The sequence below is a fragment of the Paenibacillus sp. FSL R10-2796 genome (assembly GCF_037965315.1).
Classification (GTDB): domain Bacteria; phylum Bacillota; class Bacilli; order Paenibacillales; family Paenibacillaceae; genus Paenibacillus_AQ; species Paenibacillus_AQ odorifer.
Genome location: NZ_CP150178.1, coordinates 3,270,482 through 3,287,609 on the forward strand (window position 1 = coordinate 3,270,482; position 17,128 = coordinate 3,287,609).

Annotated in this window: 17 protein-coding genes; 12 read left to right on the plus strand and 5 right to left on the minus strand. The window is 41.6% G+C overall.

The features are described 5' to 3' along the window. Positions 1 to 407: 407 nt before the first annotated feature. On the plus strand, positions 408 to 977 hold the full coding sequence (locus NST58_RS14925; RefSeq protein WP_076186025.1) for a TetR/AcrR family transcriptional regulator: 570 nt from the start codon (positions 408 to 410) through the stop codon (positions 975 to 977). 50 nt (positions 978 to 1,027) lie between these two features. Then, the gene (locus tag NST58_RS14930) at positions 1,028 to 2,482 is read left to right on the plus strand and encodes a DHA2 family efflux MFS transporter permease subunit (RefSeq protein ID WP_076130929.1); all 1,455 of its coding nucleotides are present in this window, start codon (positions 1,028 to 1,030) and stop codon (positions 2,480 to 2,482) included. A 351-nt stretch (positions 2,483 to 2,833) separates the two neighbouring features. On the opposite strand, the gene NST58_RS14935 is transcribed toward NST58_RS14930, so the two are convergent. The 4 genes from NST58_RS14935 to NST58_RS14950 all read right to left on the minus strand — a co-directional run bounded on the left by NST58_RS14935 (position 2,834) and on the right by NST58_RS14950 (position 5,533). Continuing rightward, complete coding sequence (locus tag NST58_RS14935) at positions 2,834 to 3,493, minus strand: SDR family NAD(P)-dependent oxidoreductase (RefSeq protein ID WP_339248576.1); 660 nt, start codon at positions 3,491 to 3,493, stop codon at positions 2,834 to 2,836. Between the two features lie 58 nt (positions 3,494 to 3,551). Continuing rightward, entirely contained in the window at positions 3,552 to 4,085 is a 534-nt protein-coding gene (locus NST58_RS14940) for a PadR family transcriptional regulator (protein WP_081387354.1), read from the minus strand. A gap of 267 nt (positions 4,086 to 4,352) precedes the next feature. After that, on the minus strand, positions 4,353 to 4,847 hold the full coding sequence (locus NST58_RS14945) for a hypothetical protein (RefSeq protein WP_076275718.1): 495 nt from the start codon (positions 4,845 to 4,847) through the stop codon (positions 4,353 to 4,355). 137 nt (positions 4,848 to 4,984) lie between these two features. After that, complete coding sequence (locus tag NST58_RS14950) at positions 4,985 to 5,533, minus strand: hypothetical protein (RefSeq protein WP_339248580.1); 549 nt, start codon at positions 5,531 to 5,533, stop codon at positions 4,985 to 4,987. 81 nt (positions 5,534 to 5,614) lie between these two features. Here NST58_RS14950 and NST58_RS14955 point away from each other — a divergent pair, with 81 nt between their 5' ends. The 6 genes from NST58_RS14955 (at position 5,615) to NST58_RS14980 (ending at position 11,638) form a co-directional block, all read left to right on the plus strand. Beyond that, positions 5,615 to 5,947 carry a PadR family transcriptional regulator gene (locus NST58_RS14955; protein ID WP_036678319.1) on the plus strand — a complete coding sequence of 111 codons (333 nt, stop codon included), beginning with the start codon at positions 5,615 to 5,617 and terminating at the stop codon, positions 5,945 to 5,947. Then, positions 5,944 to 7,269, plus strand: coding sequence for an FtsW/RodA/SpoVE family cell cycle protein (locus NST58_RS14960; RefSeq protein ID WP_076129289.1), 1,326 nt, complete (start codon positions 5,944 to 5,946; stop codon positions 7,267 to 7,269). Before NST58_RS14955 ends, NST58_RS14960 begins: the two co-directional genes overlap by 4 nt. A gap of 59 nt (positions 7,270 to 7,328) precedes the next feature. After that, positions 7,329 to 8,240, plus strand: coding sequence for a hypothetical protein (locus NST58_RS14965; protein ID WP_052097010.1), 912 nt, complete (start codon positions 7,329 to 7,331; stop codon positions 8,238 to 8,240). A 14-nt stretch (positions 8,241 to 8,254) separates the two neighbouring features. After that, on the plus strand, positions 8,255 to 9,019 hold the full coding sequence (locus NST58_RS14970) for a M15 family metallopeptidase (RefSeq protein WP_339248583.1): 765 nt from the start codon (positions 8,255 to 8,257) through the stop codon (positions 9,017 to 9,019). Between the two features lie 131 nt (positions 9,020 to 9,150). Then, positions 9,151 to 9,891, plus strand: a complete 741-nt coding sequence (locus NST58_RS14975; RefSeq protein ID WP_339248586.1) for a stalk domain-containing protein — start codon at positions 9,151 to 9,153, stop codon at positions 9,889 to 9,891. 247 nt (positions 9,892 to 10,138) lie between these two features. Then, positions 10,139 to 11,638, plus strand: coding sequence for an MDR family MFS transporter (locus NST58_RS14980; RefSeq protein WP_339248589.1), 1,500 nt, complete (start codon positions 10,139 to 10,141; stop codon positions 11,636 to 11,638). Positions 11,639 to 11,709: 71 nt separating this feature from the next. Here the strand turns inward: NST58_RS14980 and NST58_RS14985 are convergent, their stop codons facing one another. Continuing rightward, a complete protein-coding gene (locus NST58_RS14985; RefSeq protein ID WP_339190878.1) occupies positions 11,710 to 12,603 on the minus strand; it encodes a DMT family transporter in 894 nt (297 codons plus the stop codon). 128 nt (positions 12,604 to 12,731) lie between these two features. Between NST58_RS14985 and NST58_RS14990 the strand changes: the two genes are divergently transcribed. From NST58_RS14990 to NST58_RS15005, 4 genes are all read left to right on the plus strand, one after another. Then, on the plus strand, positions 12,732 to 13,607 hold the full coding sequence (locus NST58_RS14990) for a LysR family transcriptional regulator (RefSeq protein WP_076185996.1): 876 nt from the start codon (positions 12,732 to 12,734) through the stop codon (positions 13,605 to 13,607). Positions 13,608 to 13,966: 359 nt separating this feature from the next. Continuing rightward, the gene (locus NST58_RS14995) at positions 13,967 to 14,716 is read left to right on the plus strand and encodes a sulfite exporter TauE/SafE family protein (RefSeq protein ID WP_076129295.1); all 750 of its coding nucleotides are present in this window, start codon (positions 13,967 to 13,969) and stop codon (positions 14,714 to 14,716) included. 188 nt (positions 14,717 to 14,904) lie between these two features. After that, entirely contained in the window at positions 14,905 to 15,948 is a 1,044-nt protein-coding gene (locus tag NST58_RS15000; protein WP_339248771.1) for a LacI family DNA-binding transcriptional regulator, read from the plus strand. A gap of 10 nt (positions 15,949 to 15,958) precedes the next feature. Continuing rightward, the gene (locus NST58_RS15005) at positions 15,959 to 17,119 is read left to right on the plus strand and encodes a Gfo/Idh/MocA family oxidoreductase (protein ID WP_339248593.1); all 1,161 of its coding nucleotides are present in this window, start codon (positions 15,959 to 15,961) and stop codon (positions 17,117 to 17,119) included. Positions 17,120 to 17,128 lie beyond the last annotated feature (9 nt).

Sequence of the window (17,128 nt, forward strand, 5' to 3'; positions counted from 1 at the left end):
AGGCAAGTGTGCGACCTAATGAAGCTAATAGCTCGATGAGAAGTAGTGAAGTAGAAGGATGTACGAAGTTAGGAGCTATCGGACCCCAGAGTCCTTATATACTGGAAAAGTAACCTTTTGAGTAATTATCGGACCCCAATGCAGCTATGTGTACAAAAAGGGATGAAAACTGTCCGGTTTGAGGGGAATAGCGACGGTGAGGTCCGAAAGTGAGCCCAAAAGTATGTTTTAGCACAAATAGCTGCATCTGAGTCCGTTAGGGAGGATGGAGCTAACCCAACCCAACCAACCCCCACGATCTTCCACCAAAATTACTTTGAATTTAAGTAATTTATGTGTTGACATATCTCTTTGAAATATGGTTTTATTATGTAGACCAATTGTTATAATGCAAAGGAAGTGTCAGCTTGTCGAACAAGCCGAATACGCGTGAGGCGATTTTGGACACAGCTTCGAAATTGTTTTTTTCTCAGGGATATCATGCAACAGGACTGAATCAGATTATTAAAGACAGCGATTCACCGAAGGGGTCTCTTTATTACTACTTTCCTCACGGTAAAGAAGAACTGGCTTTAACATGTATTAACCGGACTAGTGAAGTTGTCGCTCAGAAGCTTAGACATCATATGGAGAACAGCAAGAGTGCGTCTGAGGCAATGGAGGATTTCATTCTAGGAATGGCTAAAGATGCTGTGGAATCCTCATACGAAGGGATTGTTCCGTTTAGTTTTTGGTTGGCGGCGGAGACATCCTGTATTAGTGAGGAGCTGCGGACTGCGTGTAAATCTGTGTTTATGGACTTGCAGGATGTGATCAAGAAACGTCTTTTGGATGAGGGCGTAGAGAACAAGCCCGCGGCCGATAAGGCTTCAGTGGTAATCTCTTTATTTGAAGGGGCGCTTCTCCAGACGCTGACTTTTCGGGAGGAACAACCGCTTCTCGCGGCGGCAAAGTTTATCCCAGTAATACTTGGTTAGATACAGACAAATAGATAAGATTATCAGGAGGACTAAGGGTGGAAGCAACTATGCAAGGGAACCAACAAAAAGAGGTCAAGAAGTTTAAGACTATTCCAATTCTTGTCTCTTTATTACTAGCAGGTTTTATCGGAATGTTCAGTGAAACGGCATTAAATGTTGCCTTAAGTGATCTTATGAATGTCCTACAAATTACCCCAGCAACAGCACAATGGTTGACAACAGCGTATCTGCTTACACTGGGTATACTAGTACCAATTTCGGGGATGCTGCTTCAATGGTTTTCGACGAGACAGCTGTTTATAGCGGCTTTATGTTTTTCAATCCTAGGAACATTCCTAGCGGCAGTATCACCTAACTTTGAGTTCTTACTTACAGCAAGAGTGGTTCAAGCTATGGGAACAGCGCTTCTGTTGCCACTGATGTTTAATACAATCCTTATCATCATTGCTCCTGAAAAACGTGGGGCAGCAATGGGGATGATCGGTCTGGTTATTATGGTTGCTCCGGCGATTGGGCCTACCATTGCTGGACTGCTTATTGAAAGCCTCAGCTGGCACTGGATCTTCTGGTTGTCATTGCCATTCTTAGTGATTGCATTGATATTCGGGATTCTGTTCATGCAAAATGTAACAAAGGTGACGAAACCGAAGATTGATATCCTCTCCATTGTGTTGTCTTCACTCGGGTTTGGTGGTATTGTGTTTGGTTTCAGCAGTGCCGGTGAAGAAGCGGGCTGGGGAAGTCCGAAAGTGATCATTGCGATCATCGTAGGTGTAGTAGCGCTGTTATTGTTTGGACTTCGTCAAATGAAGATGAAGGAGCCAATGATTAATCTGCGTGCTTTTAAATATCCAATGTTCGCTATTGGTGTAGCTATGGTATTTATTTGTATGATGGTTATTCTGTCCTCCATGTTGATTCTTCCGATGTACCTTCAACAAGGACAAGGTTATACAGCTTTCAAAGCGGGTCTGTTGCTGCTTCCAGGCGGAATTATAAACGGATTGATGTCCCCAATTATGGGTCGTATGTTTGATAAATACGGTCCGAAATGGCTCGTGATTCCAGGTCTGATTATTGCAGCAGTTGCCTTGTGGTTCTTCTCCAGTATTACTGTAGCTTCTACGGTTGTGTTCGTAATCGTACTTCACAGTACGCTTATGATTGGTATTTCAATGGTATTTATGCCGGCACAGACGAATGGTATTAACCAGTTGCCACTAGAACTTTATCCAGATGGTACAGCTATTATGAATACACTGCAGCAGGTTGCTGGTGCCATTGGTACTGCATTAGCAGTCAGCATTATGACCGCGGGTTCAAAAAGCTACATGAAAACTGTGGAGAACCCAGCAGATCCAGCTAATATGTTACCTGCGTTCACGAACGGTGTACAAAATGCTTTTATTTTCGGAATGAGTATGGCGATTGTAGGACTAATTCTTGCTTTCTTCATAAAAAGAGTAGTTGTTAATCATAAAATGAATACCCCGATGCATTAATAAATAAATTTGACGCAAGAAAAGGTGTTCGAATAGGTTAGTTTTAAAATCCCCTTAGGATAGACAGTGAAAAAAAGTTCATGATCTCATGGACTTAACACTGTTGATCGAAGGGGATTTTTTTTCGCAATAAGAAAGAGGACCACTCCTCGTTAGAATACCGAAAAGCGACTCCACTTAAAGCTTTCTTTTTTAAGAAAAATGCTGGGATATATTAGTCAGATATTCTTCTTCGGCCGTATTTTCTTTCATTTGAATGAGCATTTTTGCATCTTCACCAACAACATATCGGAATTGACTTGTCCCATCTGTGGCGGCTTGACATATTGTTTCCGCAACAAGTTCTGGAGGCTAAGCATACGCAGGTTGTTTTTCCATCTCACCCAATTTACTCAAAAATGCAGTAGTAAAAGGTTTATATTCCGTTAATGCTTCATTAAAAAAGAACTCCATCGATCTACCACCAAAGTCTGTCTGAATGGCACCAGGTTCAATTAACTTAACTTTGATGTTTTGTGATGCTAATTCATAAGATACGGATTCAGAAAAACCTTCTACGGCAAATTTCGTTGAATGATACAGAGACATTGTAGGAAAGGTTACTTTCCCACCCATAGAAGAGATATTGATAAGAAAACCATCTTGGTTAGCTCTAAAATGTGGCAGCATGGCTTTAGTCATACTGATAAGACCAAAAACGTTGACTTCAAACTGTCTTCTGATCTGCTCATCTGTAGCTACTTCTATAAGTCCCATTGTTCCATAACCAGCATTATTGAGAAGAACGTCAATTTTACCGAACCGTTTGATCGCCTCCTCTAACGCAGGTTGAATCGTGTCTGCTTTCTCAACATCGAGCCGTAACACCAACACATTATCGAGTGTAGTGAATTCACTTTCTTGTTCAGGTGAACGCATCGTGGCTACCACATTCCATCCTCTTTCAGCAAAATGTTTTGCTGTAGTTCTACCGATACCAGACGAAGCACCCGTTATAAAAATTGTTTTCATCTACAATTCCTCCTAAAAGTTTTATGAGCGGTACATCTTAACCTGGTTCGTATTAAACTCACTTCGGAAGTGCTAACTTCTCCATGTTTAACAATCCCTCAGCAATGGTTGTTAGTTTAGCCTTATATTCTTCTATGCCAATTTGAATGCAGATGATCTGTGCTGGATGCATTTCATCTTTATAAAGCGAATACTGAGCGAGTAATTGATCTAACTTATGTTGTGATTCCTCTTGAGCTTGCTTCAACCAAATAATCACCTTCTCATACCCGACAAATTCACCAAAATAAAGCCTCATCATAAAATCAGATTTCTTAATACTGTCAGCCTCTAGTGGGGCTAGTAAATAGGCATTAAAACTATCTCTTCCTTTATCCGTGATGTTTAAAAGATTTTTATTAGGCTTACCTTCTTGAGGTATGTTTTCCTTAGTAATCAGACCCTCCTTTTCCATGCGAGCAAGCGTAGGGTAAATCGTTCCATAACTAGAACTATAGAAATTAGAGAATATTTCCTCCAATAACTGCTTTATTTCGTATCCAGTCAACGATTTTTTCATAAGCATGCCTAAAATAACATCCTGACTGTTCAAAATAGGGCCTCCTTTAAGTTTCTAAATATTTGTATATCGTTATCACAATATATCAGACCTTTATATATTGAGTCAATATATATTGGACGGATACTTGGAGTTGTTTTTTTATGTATTCATTTCCCTAGAATATAAATGCAGTGGCAGTAGAATGAGGACTACAAGTATGAGGATTATAATAATAAATAGGCATTCCGAAAAAACGACGATCGCTCCCTGGCAGAATACCGGGGAGCGATCGTCGTTTAATTCTCACTTTATTAATTTTCATTGTGTCCATTCCATCATATATACTCGTTGTAACTCCACGTTAAGGATCACGATACAGTAGCTACCATCATCTTTTTTCTTATAATAATACAATCCTCTTTCTTCGTGTTCTATAGGGTTCGCCTGAAATAATTTTTCGTATTTTTCTTTTTCATTTGGATAAATGGCAATCACAGAGTCTTTGAAACTTGATATTCTCTCTTTTAAGAGGTCAATGGAATCAACATTGAGGGGATGCCAAAATGCTGCGTCTTTGATTTCTTTGAATTGCTTTTCGTCATAATCTAATACGTAATAGCTTTCGCCATCCCCATGGAAACTAGGTAGACTTTCAAATATCACCTTTGACTCTGTAGGTTTAGAGATCGATATGCCCCAATTTATCTTCCACGTCTCATAATAGTTCATCGAATTGTTACGGAGCATATATCCAACGAAAACAAATATGAATAGAACGGTAAAACTCAAAATTGTTATTGTTGTTTTTCTCATCGTTGATCTCCTCAACATCCTGCTTGTATTACCATTATTATACATGAATGAGGAGGGAATAAGGATTATTAATAGAAACTTTACATGCATAGATTTACGATGTATAGTTGTCCTAGGTATAAAAGGATAACTAATATTCATGATATACAGATATTAGTCATTAGAAGAGGAAGTAAATCAACGGTATAAATCCCGTAGAATGAGCTGAATCCGGTCCAAGTAAGCAAATCAACGGTATAAATCCCGTAGAATGAGCCGAATTCGGCTCGACGGAGTAAATCAACGGTATATATCCCGTAGAATAAGCCGAATCCGGACCGACGAAGCAGATCAACGGTATATATCCCGTAGAATGAGCTGAATCCGGTCCGAGGAAGCAAATCAACGGTATAAATCCCGTAGAATGAGCTGAATCCGGTCCAAGTAAGCAAATCAACGGTATAAATCCCGTAGAATGAGCCGAATTCGGCTCGACGGAGTAAATCAACGGTATATATCCCGTAGAATAAGCCGAATCCGGACCGACGAAGCAGATCAACGGTATATATCCCGTAGAATGAGCTGAATCCGGTCCGAGGAAGCAAATCAACGGTATAAATCCCGTAGAATGAGCCGAATCCGGTCCGAGGAAGCAAATCAACGATACAAATCCCGTAGAATGAGCCGTATCCGGACCGCAGAAGCAAATCAACGGTATAAATCCCGTAGAATGAGCCGAATCCGGTCCCACGCCAATTGTAAAGTTAGAATTTAGGAGGTGTTAGCCGTTGAAAGTAAGTAAAGAGATGCTGAAGGGCAGTACGGGTACGTTAATTCTGACTCTTTTACTGGAGAAGCCATTATATGGTTATGAGTTAATCAAAGAGCTGGAGCTGAGATCACAGGGTGTTTTTTCATTAAAAGAAGGAACCTTGTATCCAATTCTGCATGCGATGGAAAGTGAGCGCTGGGTAGAGGCTTACTGGATGGAGGTAGAGGGAAGGAAGCGTAAATACTATAGAATTCTGGATGAAGGTAAAGAGAAACTCAAGGAGAAAAAAGCAGAATGGGTTATGTTTAAAGGTGCAGTTGACTCCGTTCTGGGAGAGGGTGGTGTATGATGAAAGAGAGGCAGCAGCAATTTTTGGATGAAGTGTGTGCAGAGATTAAAGCGAAAAAAACTCACCCAGAGATACGTCAAGAATTAGCTAGTCATCTAGAAGATTTAATTTGTGAAAAAGAATCAGACGGTGTATCACGGGAAGAAGCCATAGCTTGGGCGATCGCACAAATGGGGAACCCGCAAACGTTAGGAAAGGAACTTCATCTAATACATAAACCACATGTACCTTGGGAATTGTTTGGCGTTGTAGCTTTATTATCCGCGATCAGTCTGATCGGAATGAGTTCTGTGGATGTAGGCTACAGTGATATTGTTAAAGGTGCTTTTTTGGATAATGCGTTTAGACGCCAAGCGATAAATATACTCATTGGAATTGTATTGATGTTTGGATTGTATTTCATTGATTTCAGAAAGCTGAGAAGTTTCTCGTGGGTATTATACGGAACATCAATAGCAGGAATTCTGTCGAGTATATTCTGGGGGATAACAATAAATGGAGTAAATTATGGTCCTAGGATTTTTTTGATCTTACCTGATATGACATCCTATCGTCCTTATGTTTTGATAGTCGCGTTAGCAGGGATTTTAGTGAATCGTAAGGAATCGGCTAAAAAGAAAACTTGGCGGAGTGGGTTGTTCGACATAAGCCTTCTGTTAGCACCTGCATGGCTTCTTATCTCTCTAAACTCTCTTCCAGAGCTTGTGGTGTATCTAATCTCTTCACTAGTATTATATGTATGGATTACTCGCGATTGGATAAAGAGTGTAGTATTATTAGGGTTCTTTGTAATAGTTGGACTAATGTTCATCTTCAATAGCGACTACCTGATGGCCAGAATTATTAGTGCAATAAATCCATCTTTAGATCCAGAAGGTTATGGCTATATCTATCAAGTAATGCGTGAAGTTATTAGTTCAGCGGGTTGGTGGGGGCACGGATTCGGAGCAGTAGAACAAAAGCTGCCGTATGTTTACTCAGATATGTTGCCTGTCTATCTTATTCATTGTTTTGGTTGGGCGGGGGCGCTGCTTTTGCTTGCAGTTATCTCCTGGTTCTTTATCAAGCTTCTATCTACGATACGAGCGATTCGTGATCCCTATGGACAAGCTTTAGTGTTGGGTTTGGCATTTTTGCTAGCCATAAGACTAACCTATGGTCTTGCTGTTTTGAGCGGCGGAATGATGCTGACTTCTATCCCGTTCCCTTTCCTGAGCTATGGGAGTCATGTATGGTTTGAATATGCGGCTATTGGACTTTTGATGGGAATTTATCGTAGGAAGGATATTGGAGCCGTCCAGGATAATACTGTACTGAGTTAGATTCAGGATCCTCTCGTATGTCTAATTATTAAGTATGAATACTTAAGGGAGGTCTTTTAATGGGATGGAAAAAAACAGGCTTGTTAAGTGTTGCCTTTGCCCTAGGCTCTATGGGAGGGTTTGGGAGTATACATACAACTGATACTGTAGCTGCCGCAACTGTGAAAGAATCTGCAAAAGTCTATAACCAATTCCAACAATATGTACAGAAACCGGCATCTCTTGCTAACGCACGGAATTATTTGATTAACCATATCAAAGAAGTGGATACCTGGACAGCAACTCAGATGACACTCCAGCTCGAAAATGCACAGAAGGCATATTTACCTGTGTACTCTGAGAAGGTTTTTCCGGAGAATGTTCAGAAAGAGATAAATAATGCTTTTTCCAAAAGCAAAAATCTAACCTACAGCACACTCCTTAATGCGATCAAAGATGCTAATGTACGCAATATGTTAATTGAAGGACGGGATAAGGGGTATAAGCTGGAGACTAGTGAGGGCATGTACTATCCAGTGATGCATTATGAGGGGTTCAAAAGCTTTAAGCCGTATGTCACGAAGGACATCGCTGCTTATATAGACATCATGGCCACTGAATCGAATCAACCAAGTGTTTTTGATGCAGCTATTGTGATTAGTTGGACAGAGTTAACGAACAGGGCGCTTGCACTGGAGGATTTTGTGACGAAATACCCAGCTTCCAATCGGTCAACCGTTCTTCAAAAAGAGCTGCTCAATGCAACTTCACGCTTATTATATGGATCAAGCAACACACCAGCTTATGACTATGATGAGCAAGTAATCAAACCTGAAGTAAAGAAGGCGTATGAGAATGCATTAAAAGGAAACAAAGGCGACACCAGAATCCTAATGATTTTAGAAAAACTACTGCAGTTACTTGATTCCACGAATAATAAACTCACACCTGAAGTGGAGAAATTTCTGAATCAAACGGTTAATTCGAAATGAAGAGGCGGGATCTATTGAGAAGTGGATTTAGAGGAACAAAAATCATAGTTTTCGCATTTGTGCTGTTGTTATGGACAAACACTATTTTTATGGGCAGTGCAGATGCAGCTTACGTTGGATCATCTACAGACAATGTACTGCAGCAAATGCAGCTGGAGAAGAAAAACCGTCTGCCGCAAGGATTTGTCTATTTGGATGAAGTGATTCCTACTGCCCAATTTGAAATTCGCTATTACGGAGACAATAATTTTGTAGGGAAGCGGATTGATGGTTATAAAGCGCCTTTAGCGATCTTTTCACAGACTGCAGCTACAGCCTTGAAGGCAATAAGTGAGGATTTAGCCAAAAAAGGATATATCCTAAAAATCTATGATGCTTATCGTCCGCAGACCGCGGTGAATCATTTTGTAAGATGGTCACAGAATTCCGCGGATACTAAGATGAAGCAGCAATATTACCCGCTACTGGATAAACGTAATTTATTCAAACTCGGATTTATAGCGAAAAAATCAGGACATTCTCGAGGCAGTACCATCGATTTAACGATCGTCAATAAAGAGACCGGTGTAGATGTAGATATGGGCAGCCCGTTTGATTTTTTCGGAGATATCTCTTTTTATGATACATCGTTGATCACCAAAACTCAGAAAGCAAATCGCGCAATTCTCAAAGAGGTTATGGTGAAGCAAGGCTTTAAACCTTATAGTAAGGAATGGTGGCATTTTACGCTGATAAAAGAACCTTTTCCTAAGCAGTATTTTGACTTCAAGGTGGAATAATCATTTCTAAAGAAGTGGCTCAACATAATGTTGAACGGCTTCTTTTTTTGCTTGGCTTGATTAACCTTAGGATTAGCACATGCTGGAAACGCACATAATACTTGTAATAACTAAAGGGAGGTTTCGAGCGGATGATCAAAATGGCAGCGGTTGTTGTGTTAGGTGTTCTGTTTTTAACTAATGGATTTGGTGGATTTGCCGCTCCAACAGTATGGGCAGACTCCGGCCAGGTTAGCGTGATTTTGAATGGTAAACTACTGGAAACTGATCCCCATTCAGCCTACAACAAGGGTTCCACGGTCATGATTCCGCTCAGAGAGGCTTCCAATGCACTGAAATATACAACAACATATCAAAAAAGTTCAGAAACTATAACGCTAACAAGGATAAATGAAATAATTAAATGGAAGCTTAACGAACATTTAGTTAGCATCAATAATGCACAAGAGTTGGTTTTTAAAGATGATTTCGAATTCAGACAGGATCATATCTATGTTCCAATCTCCTTTTTTAAGACAATTGGTTTAGTAACCTCATATGATGGGGAGTCCAATCAAGTTGAAGTGTATACCCCTGAAGTGACAGCGAGTGTTATAGCGGGGTTACTGGTCGGCGGTAAATATAATGAATTATCGGAGCGATATCATTATGATGTGGTCGTAAATAAGCCAAGCTCAAATGGATTACTGGAAGAATGGAAGCAAATTACGATAAAAGCCGGGAATTATCATGGGATTAAATCTACAAAAAGTAGCTATAACGAGGATCAATTTTCTATCCGCTGTGTATTGGATTTTGCAGAGACAGAGATTCCACTTGAAATTATTTTGAACACATCGGGCAAAATTATAGAATTAAGAGAGACGCTCTAATCGGAAAATGATTCCATGATGACTATGCACATTTCCCAAGCGAGAAGATTTTAGGGGATTATGCATAGTCTTTTTGCTGTTCTAATATACTTTCCCAGATAATTTCTGAAGGGTATCGTAAACCCGATGTGTTTTTAATGTAAAAAATGGTTTTATTTGTTGACTTCCAGATTCATCGAATGTAAATTAAAATTTGAAATAATCAATAAAGCATTTAATTAAATTAGAGAAATGAGTGGAGTACTGGATGACAAAAACATTGACCGGAATGAGTACTGCAGAAGATCAACCCTTTTCATTAAAAGCAATCATCCCCCCGCTTCTTGCTATTATTGTCGGTATGATTATGGTTATTCTGGATGGTACTGTTGTGAATGTGGCCGTTCCCAAGCTGGTTGATTATTTTGCTTCCGATCTCAAAACGATTCAGTGGGCGATTACGGGTTATACTTTAGCTTTAGCGGCTGTAATCCCACTCGCGGGCTGGATGACCGATCGTTTTGGATCAAAACAAGTTTTTCTGGCAACTCTTACGATGTTTATTCTTGGCTCTATGTTATGTTCGGTTGCACAAAGCTCATCTCAGCTCATTATTTTTCGAGTCATTCAAGGTCTTGGCGGGGGGATGGTTGCTCCCATTGGGATGGCGATGGTTTTTAAATTAGCTCCAGTAGAACGTCGAGGTTCTATTATGGGGATGCTTGGTATTCCAATGCTCTTAGCTCCGGCACTCGGTCCAGTCTTATCCGGTTGGCTGGTGGAGTACGTAAGCTGGCACTGGATCTTTTTGATTAATGTACCTATTGGAATTGTTGGCATTATTCTTGGTGTTAAATATTTGCCGAAGTCTGAACAAAAGAGCAAAGGCAAACTCGATATCCTAGGCATTATCCTTGCCCCAATTGCCTTCTCTATGTTGGCTTATGGGGTGAATGAAGGCGGTGGAACAAGCTGGTCGTCTACTCCCGCTATTGTTGGCTTATCTGTTGGAGGGGTTGCATTGATCCTTCTTGTCATTGTGGAGCTGCTTCACAAAAATCCGCTTTTACAACTGCGAGTTTTTCGTTCGTCGGATTTCACTCGGGGTATTATTTTAACTTGGGTTATGCAAGCTGCTTTGTTTGGGTCCATGTTATTTGTGCCCCTTTACCTGCAGCAGATTCGAAGCTATACCCCGCTGGAGACCGGCCTGATTCTACTTCCGCAGGCTTTAGCTTCAGCAATCGGAATGCCGATTGGCGGCAGGTTGTTTGATAAGATCGGGGCTCGTCCGCTGGCGTTTGTTGGACTTAGTATCATTACGGTCACCTTGTTCCTGTTATCCGGAATTAGTGTTACAACAAATTTATCGTTAATTATGACATACCTGGGTTTCTTAGGCTTTGGGATGGGTCTAACGATGATGCCTTTGAATACTCATGTTTTGAATGCTGCTCCACGTGAATGGGTGGGAAGTGTAACTTCACTAACTGCTGCTGCTCAACAAGTCGTTGTTTCATTTGCTATAGCTGGAATGACAGGTTACCTGACTAGTCAGATCGCTGTTCATATGGGAGCACTGAAAGCGGGAAGTAATCCTTTGACAGCCGCAGTTAGTGGTTTTGATGATGTGTTCTTCCTGTCTGGCTGCATAGGAGTGGTAGGTGTATTGATGAGTATTATTTTGCGCAAGCCTAAGCTTTCCACTGGAGATCCTTCCTCTGGAGAGGGACAGAAGGCAGATGCGGCGATGATGATGGGGCATTAATTGAACCCAAAAACATAGATAATATAGAAAAGGCGTCGTTCAGCTTGTATAGTTGAACGACGCCTTTATTGTTATAAATGCTCTGGTTTCTTCTGAGCCCACGATGCGGGGAGAGTTGCTTTACCAAGCAGCTCAGAAGCCACGATTCCCAGCAGAACAAGCGCTGCGCCAGCATAGCCTTGCATCGACAACTTCTCAGCAGCGAACCAATAACCAAACATCGCAGCGAAGACCGGCTCAAGGGAGAAGATTAGTCCGGTGCGGGTTGGTGAAGTATATTTTTGAGCAATAGGTTGCAGGATGAAGCCACAGGCACTGCATAGGATACCAAGCGCTAGTATTGCTGCCCAACCTGGCAAAGTAGAGGGGAGCGAAGGTGTCTCGAAGATTGCGGACAACACTAAGGCCAACCCTCCGGCAAATCCTAACTGCAAGATTCCAATATTCAGGGAATCACATTCTTTTACCGCCTTGCCTGTAAATAAGATCTGTACCGCATAGAACACTGCCGAAAGGATACACAGAAAGTCACCCGGTTGAATAGTTAAGGTTGCATTTAAGGTAAGAAGTCCAATCCCGGCTATGGCGAGGATGGAGCCGAACACTTGCGGAGGTGCAACTCTTTTTTTGAAAATAACTCGATCCAAGATCGGTACAAAAATAACCGTCAATGCAACTAAAAATCCTGCGTTTGAGGTGGTGGTTGTTTGAAGTCCGAAGGTTATACATGTGAATACGCCTAGCAGGAGGAATCCGAGGAGAGCACCATATTTTAATGTTCTCATGTCTACTCGTCTTAATCGTTTGTGGAATATCATAGCGGCTAATATAAAAGCAAGTCCGAAGCGGAGTGCAATCAGATTGAATTCGCCTAACGTACCTAACCCCATTTTCATAAATATGTAAGAGGAGCCCCAAAATAATGTTACAACTAACAGCAGCAGCTCAGCTTTGAGCGGTTTCATCTCTTCATCCATCCTTCTTCATTTTCAACTCAATATAGTATAATACGGCTCTATACATAAGGTAACTGAATGTTTATCATAGGATACATGAGTAAAACTTATGTAATTTATAAGGGTGGGAACAGAGGTTGAGCATTAATAAATATGAGATTTTTCTGAAAGTTGTAGAGCTAGGCAGCTTAACAAAAGCAGCAGAAATGTTGGGTTTTACGCAATCCGGAATTAGTCACACCATTAGCAGCTTGGAGATGGAGTTTGGGTTCGCGTTATTAATTAGAAATAGATCCGGTGTGAAATTGACGGTAAACGGGGAACAAGTTCTGCAGCCTATCCGTGAAATCTTGAAATGGAACGAGAAATTGAAGCAGGAGGTAGCGGACATCCACGGGCTAGAGATTGGCACGATCACCATCGGTACGTTCACCAGTGTGTCTGTGCATTGGCTGCCAGGGATGATTAAGCAATTTCGCAGTGAATACCCATATATAGAAATCAAGCTGATGGAAGGCGGTTATTTGGAGGTTGAGCAATGGATAGAGGCTGGAGTGATCGACTGCGGTTTTATTTCACTGCCTACACGTGAGAAGTTTGACGTAATTCCTTTAAAAAAAGACCGGATGTTAGGGATTGTATCTAAAGAGAATCCGCTTAGTGCAGAACCCTTTCTTTCCTTATCGCAAATTGCTAAGGAGGATTTCATTATCCCGAAAGCAGGCTCGGATTATGATGTTAGACGTGTGCTGGATAAGGCGGGTATTAAACCTAATGTTAAATTCTCAGCAGGTGATGACTATGCCATTATGTCGATGGTGGAGAAAGGCCTTGGCATTAGTATTTTGCCAGAGCTTGTCTTGACCCGGCAAAATTATAATGTGGCTATGCTAGAATTGGAGGAACGTAGTTTCAGATCGTTAGGAATTGCTGTCCACTCTATGAAATATGCTTCTCCCGTCACCAAAAAATTTCTAAAGCATGTGCAGGTGTGGCTGAAAGATAACACCTAAATAAATACATCCGAAAATAAGAAACTGATACCTCATCAAAGTTAAGAGGGATCAGTTTTTTTGTTTAGTACTTCAGCTAGTTTTTCAGAAAACAGGAACTACACACAGGCCACTGTAATCGATTTTAAAGGATTTTCGTTAAATATATGTATATCTCCATTATCTTATAGTTTTGTCGGCATTATAGAGGATTTAAGAGACGTTAAATTGCATGTTGATCATCTATTAATATCTGTTTTAGTATAATTAATATGTTATAATTAGAAGAGTGGAAATAAGGAATGTATTCAGATGTTCTGGAAATGTGAGGACTTTATGCACAATTACGGATGAATGAGATTAGGAGGAGGATTAAGCGATTGAGCGTTACAATAATTACACTAGTCGTAGTAGCAGTATTTATAGGTGCCTTAATGAGAACCGTGTTTGGTTTTGGTGAAGCGATTGTGAGCATGCCACTGCTTGCACTGCTCCCGATTCCTATACATACCTCAGTTTCTTTGATTGGATTGGCAGGCCTCACGGTTGCCTCACTTACAGTTGTGAGTGGGTGGCGGCATATAGAACGACCTATTTTGATTCGATTAGCACTCTCAACAGTGATAGGAATTCCTGTAGGACTTGTCATGCTTTATTTAGCACCTGCAAGTGTAATTATGACTGGACTTGGTATATTTTTGATTGTTTATGGAGTTTATTCGGTGATTAAGAAGAGAATAGTTAAGACGATCGATCATCCCTTGCTTAAGGCAAAAGGCTGGGTGTATCCTTTCGGATTCGCTTCGGGTGTACTTGGCGGTGCTTATAACTTTAATGGTGTCCCTGTCGTGATCTATGGTACTTTACGACAATGGAATCCGGATCGTTTTCGGGGTACGTTGCAAGCTCATTTTCTTATTTCTGGTGTACTCGTTGTAACGGGTCATGCTATCGGGGGATTGTGGACGGTGGATGCTCTTGTTCTTTATGGATATTCTATTCCAGCAATTCTCTTAGCTACGGTGCTTGGGGTATATGTGAATAAACGTATTCCTGCTAAAAAATTTGAGAGTTACTTATTTCTGATTATCATTTTACTTGGTGTCCTAATGCTAGTACCTCGCGGATAGTTGAAAAGAAATAGAAAGACGTTCTTCCCCTTACTGTATATGAACGTCTTTTAAATTTATCCAATCTTAGGGTTGACGAAGAGCCTTGTTCATGAGAAAATGTACGCGCGTACATTAAATGAATGCGTTTTCGAATAGCGAATTGAACGAGGCTAAATGTCACTGTTCATAACCTATGAGAAGGAGGAATTTATATCGCCAGCCGTAAAGAGGTTGCCGAGCTTGCAGGTGTCTCAGAAGCCACAGTATCTCGCGTGTTAAACAATGTTGGTCCGATTAAGGAAGAAACAAAGGAACGTGTGTTGGCAGCTGCACTGAAGCTAGGCTATACCCCTAGTTCACTTGCTCAGAGCTTTGCTCGTAGACGGAGCGGGAACTTGGGTGTAGTGATGCCTTATTTGCCGAAAGCCCGCTTGTTCTCCACTTATTATTTTTCGGAAATATTAAGTGGAATAGGGAGCAAGGCGCGAGAAGAGGGTTATGATCTGTTAATGCTGTTTCGGAATGCCGAAGCGCCAATGGATTATAACGAGTTGTTTAAGATGCGGAAGATCGATGCTTGCATTGTGCTTGGCGCTAAAGAAGAGCCAGGTGAGCTAGCCTCACTCCGCCGTTTGAAGGAAGAAGACCATCCTTTTTGTCTGATTAATCAGCATTTTGCTGGGGAAGCTTTTCACGAGGTGGATGCCGATCATGTCGAAGGAAGCTGGCAAGCGGCTAAACACTTACTGGAACAAGGTTTTAAGAGGATTGCTTTTCTAAATGGGCCAGAATCTTATTCCAACAGCCGAGATCGTTTAACGGGGTATACCCGCGCTTTGGCAGAGGTGAATCTTTCTGTAGACTCTTCACTTTTGTTCGAAGGTAACTTCAGCCGGAAAAGCGGAATTATAGCTGCCAAAGAAATGTTGCCTTTGCTGAATGAGATTGATGCGATTATGGCCGCCAATGATCGGATGGCCATTGGTTTGCAGCAAGGGCTGCAGGAGCTAGGAATACCAAGGGATCGCCTGCCAGCTATTGTGGGTTATGATGATTCGGAAGCTGCGGAGCTTACCACACCTGCATTAAGCAGTGTGCGGGTTCCCTTTTACGAACTAGGTGAACTTGCCGCAGCCCAAATCATTGAATTGCTGGGAAACAATCTGGCAGAAGTACCCACACCAGCCGTACAGATCAAATTACCGACAGAACTAGTTATACGAGCTTCATCTAAATCTATCAACACTTAGGAGGAATAAGATGAAACAGCTTCGCATTGGAATGATCGGTTATAAATTTATGGGTAAAGCCCACAGTAATGCTTATCGCAGTTTGCCTATGTTTTTCCCGAAAGCGCTTAAACCGGAAATGTCTGTAATCTGTGGACGTAATAGTGAAGCGCTTGGAGAAGCTGCATCGCAGTTAGGCTGGGCGGATTGTGTTACGGACTGGAAGGATCTGATCGCTCGAGAGGATATTGATCTTATAGATATTAATGCTCCCAGCAACGCGCATAAAGAGATAGCTTTGGCAGCAGCCAAAGCAGGTAAACATATTTTTTGTGAAAAACCACTTGCGCTGACCTTGGCGGATTCCCGTGAAATGCTGCAAGCTGCTGATAACGCGGGAGTTACACATATGGTTGGTTTTAATTATCGCTTTTCTCCGGCAGTTCGACTGGCTAAGAAGCTCATAGAGAGTGGGCGGCTGGGAAAGATTTATCATTTTCGGGCTTGGTTTCTACAAGATTGGATAATAGATCCGGATTTCCCTTTAGTATGGAGACTGCAGAAGGATATCGCCGGTTCAGGTTCGCATGGAGATCTGGGGGCGCATCTCATAGATTTGGCTCATTTCTTAGTAGGTGATATGAAGGAAGTAATCGGCATGAGCGAGACCTTCATAAAAGAGCGTCCGCTCGCCGCTGAAATGACTGGTTTAAGCGCTAAAGGAGATAAAGATGCACCCAAGGGTAAGGTTACCGTTGACGATGCCACCTTGTTTTTAGCCCGTTTTGATAATGGTGCTCTGGGCAGCTTTGAAGCTACAAGATTCGCAGCGGGTCATCGCTCTACCAATTCTTTTGAGATCAATGGGAGTCTTGGCAGTGTGAAATTCGACTTCGAACGTATGAATGAATTAGAAGTTTATTTGACCTCGGATGCAGAGGATGTACAAGGTTTTCGCCGTGTGCTGGCGACCGATCCTGCTCATGAGTATGCAGAGGCTTGGTGGCCACCAGGTCATACGATTGGTTTTGAACATACGTTTATTCACGAAATGCTGGAGCTTTCTAACGCAATTGAAGAAGGTCGTCAGCCAGAACCGAATTTCAATGATGGAGTGAAATGCCAAGCGGTGTTAGAGGCTGTAGAACGCTCTATTGATGAACGCCGGTGGGTCGATTTATCCGAGATGTAATCTAACCTT

What these genes read in the sequence shown, in the direction of transcription:
- NST58_RS14960 (WP_076129289.1), top strand. Translation starts at nt 5,944, where the DNA reads ATGATGAAAGAGAGGCAGCAGCAATTTTTGGATGAAGTGTGTGCAGAG.
- NST58_RS15005 (WP_339248593.1), top strand. Translation starts at nt 15,959, where the DNA reads ATGAAACAGCTTCGCATTGGAATGATCGGTTATAAATTTATGGGTAAA.
- NST58_RS14935 (WP_339248576.1), bottom strand. Translation starts at nt 3,493, where the DNA reads ATGAAAACAATTTTTATAACGGGTGCTTCGTCTGGTATCGGTAGAACT.
- NST58_RS14980 (WP_339248589.1), top strand. Translation starts at nt 10,139, where the DNA reads ATGACAAAAACATTGACCGGAATGAGTACTGCAGAAGATCAACCCTTT.
- NST58_RS14930 (WP_076130929.1), top strand. Translation starts at nt 1,028, where the DNA reads ATGCAAGGGAACCAACAAAAAGAGGTCAAGAAGTTTAAGACTATTCCA.
- NST58_RS14975 (WP_339248586.1), top strand. Translation starts at nt 9,151, where the DNA reads ATGATCAAAATGGCAGCGGTTGTTGTGTTAGGTGTTCTGTTTTTAACT.
- NST58_RS14965 (WP_052097010.1), top strand. Translation starts at nt 7,329, where the DNA reads ATGGGATGGAAAAAAACAGGCTTGTTAAGTGTTGCCTTTGCCCTAGGC.
- NST58_RS14985 (WP_339190878.1), bottom strand. Translation starts at nt 12,603, where the DNA reads ATGAAACCGCTCAAAGCTGAGCTGCTGCTGTTAGTTGTAACATTATTT.
- NST58_RS14945 (WP_076275718.1), bottom strand. Translation starts at nt 4,847, where the DNA reads ATGAGAAAAACAACAATAACAATTTTGAGTTTTACCGTTCTATTCATA.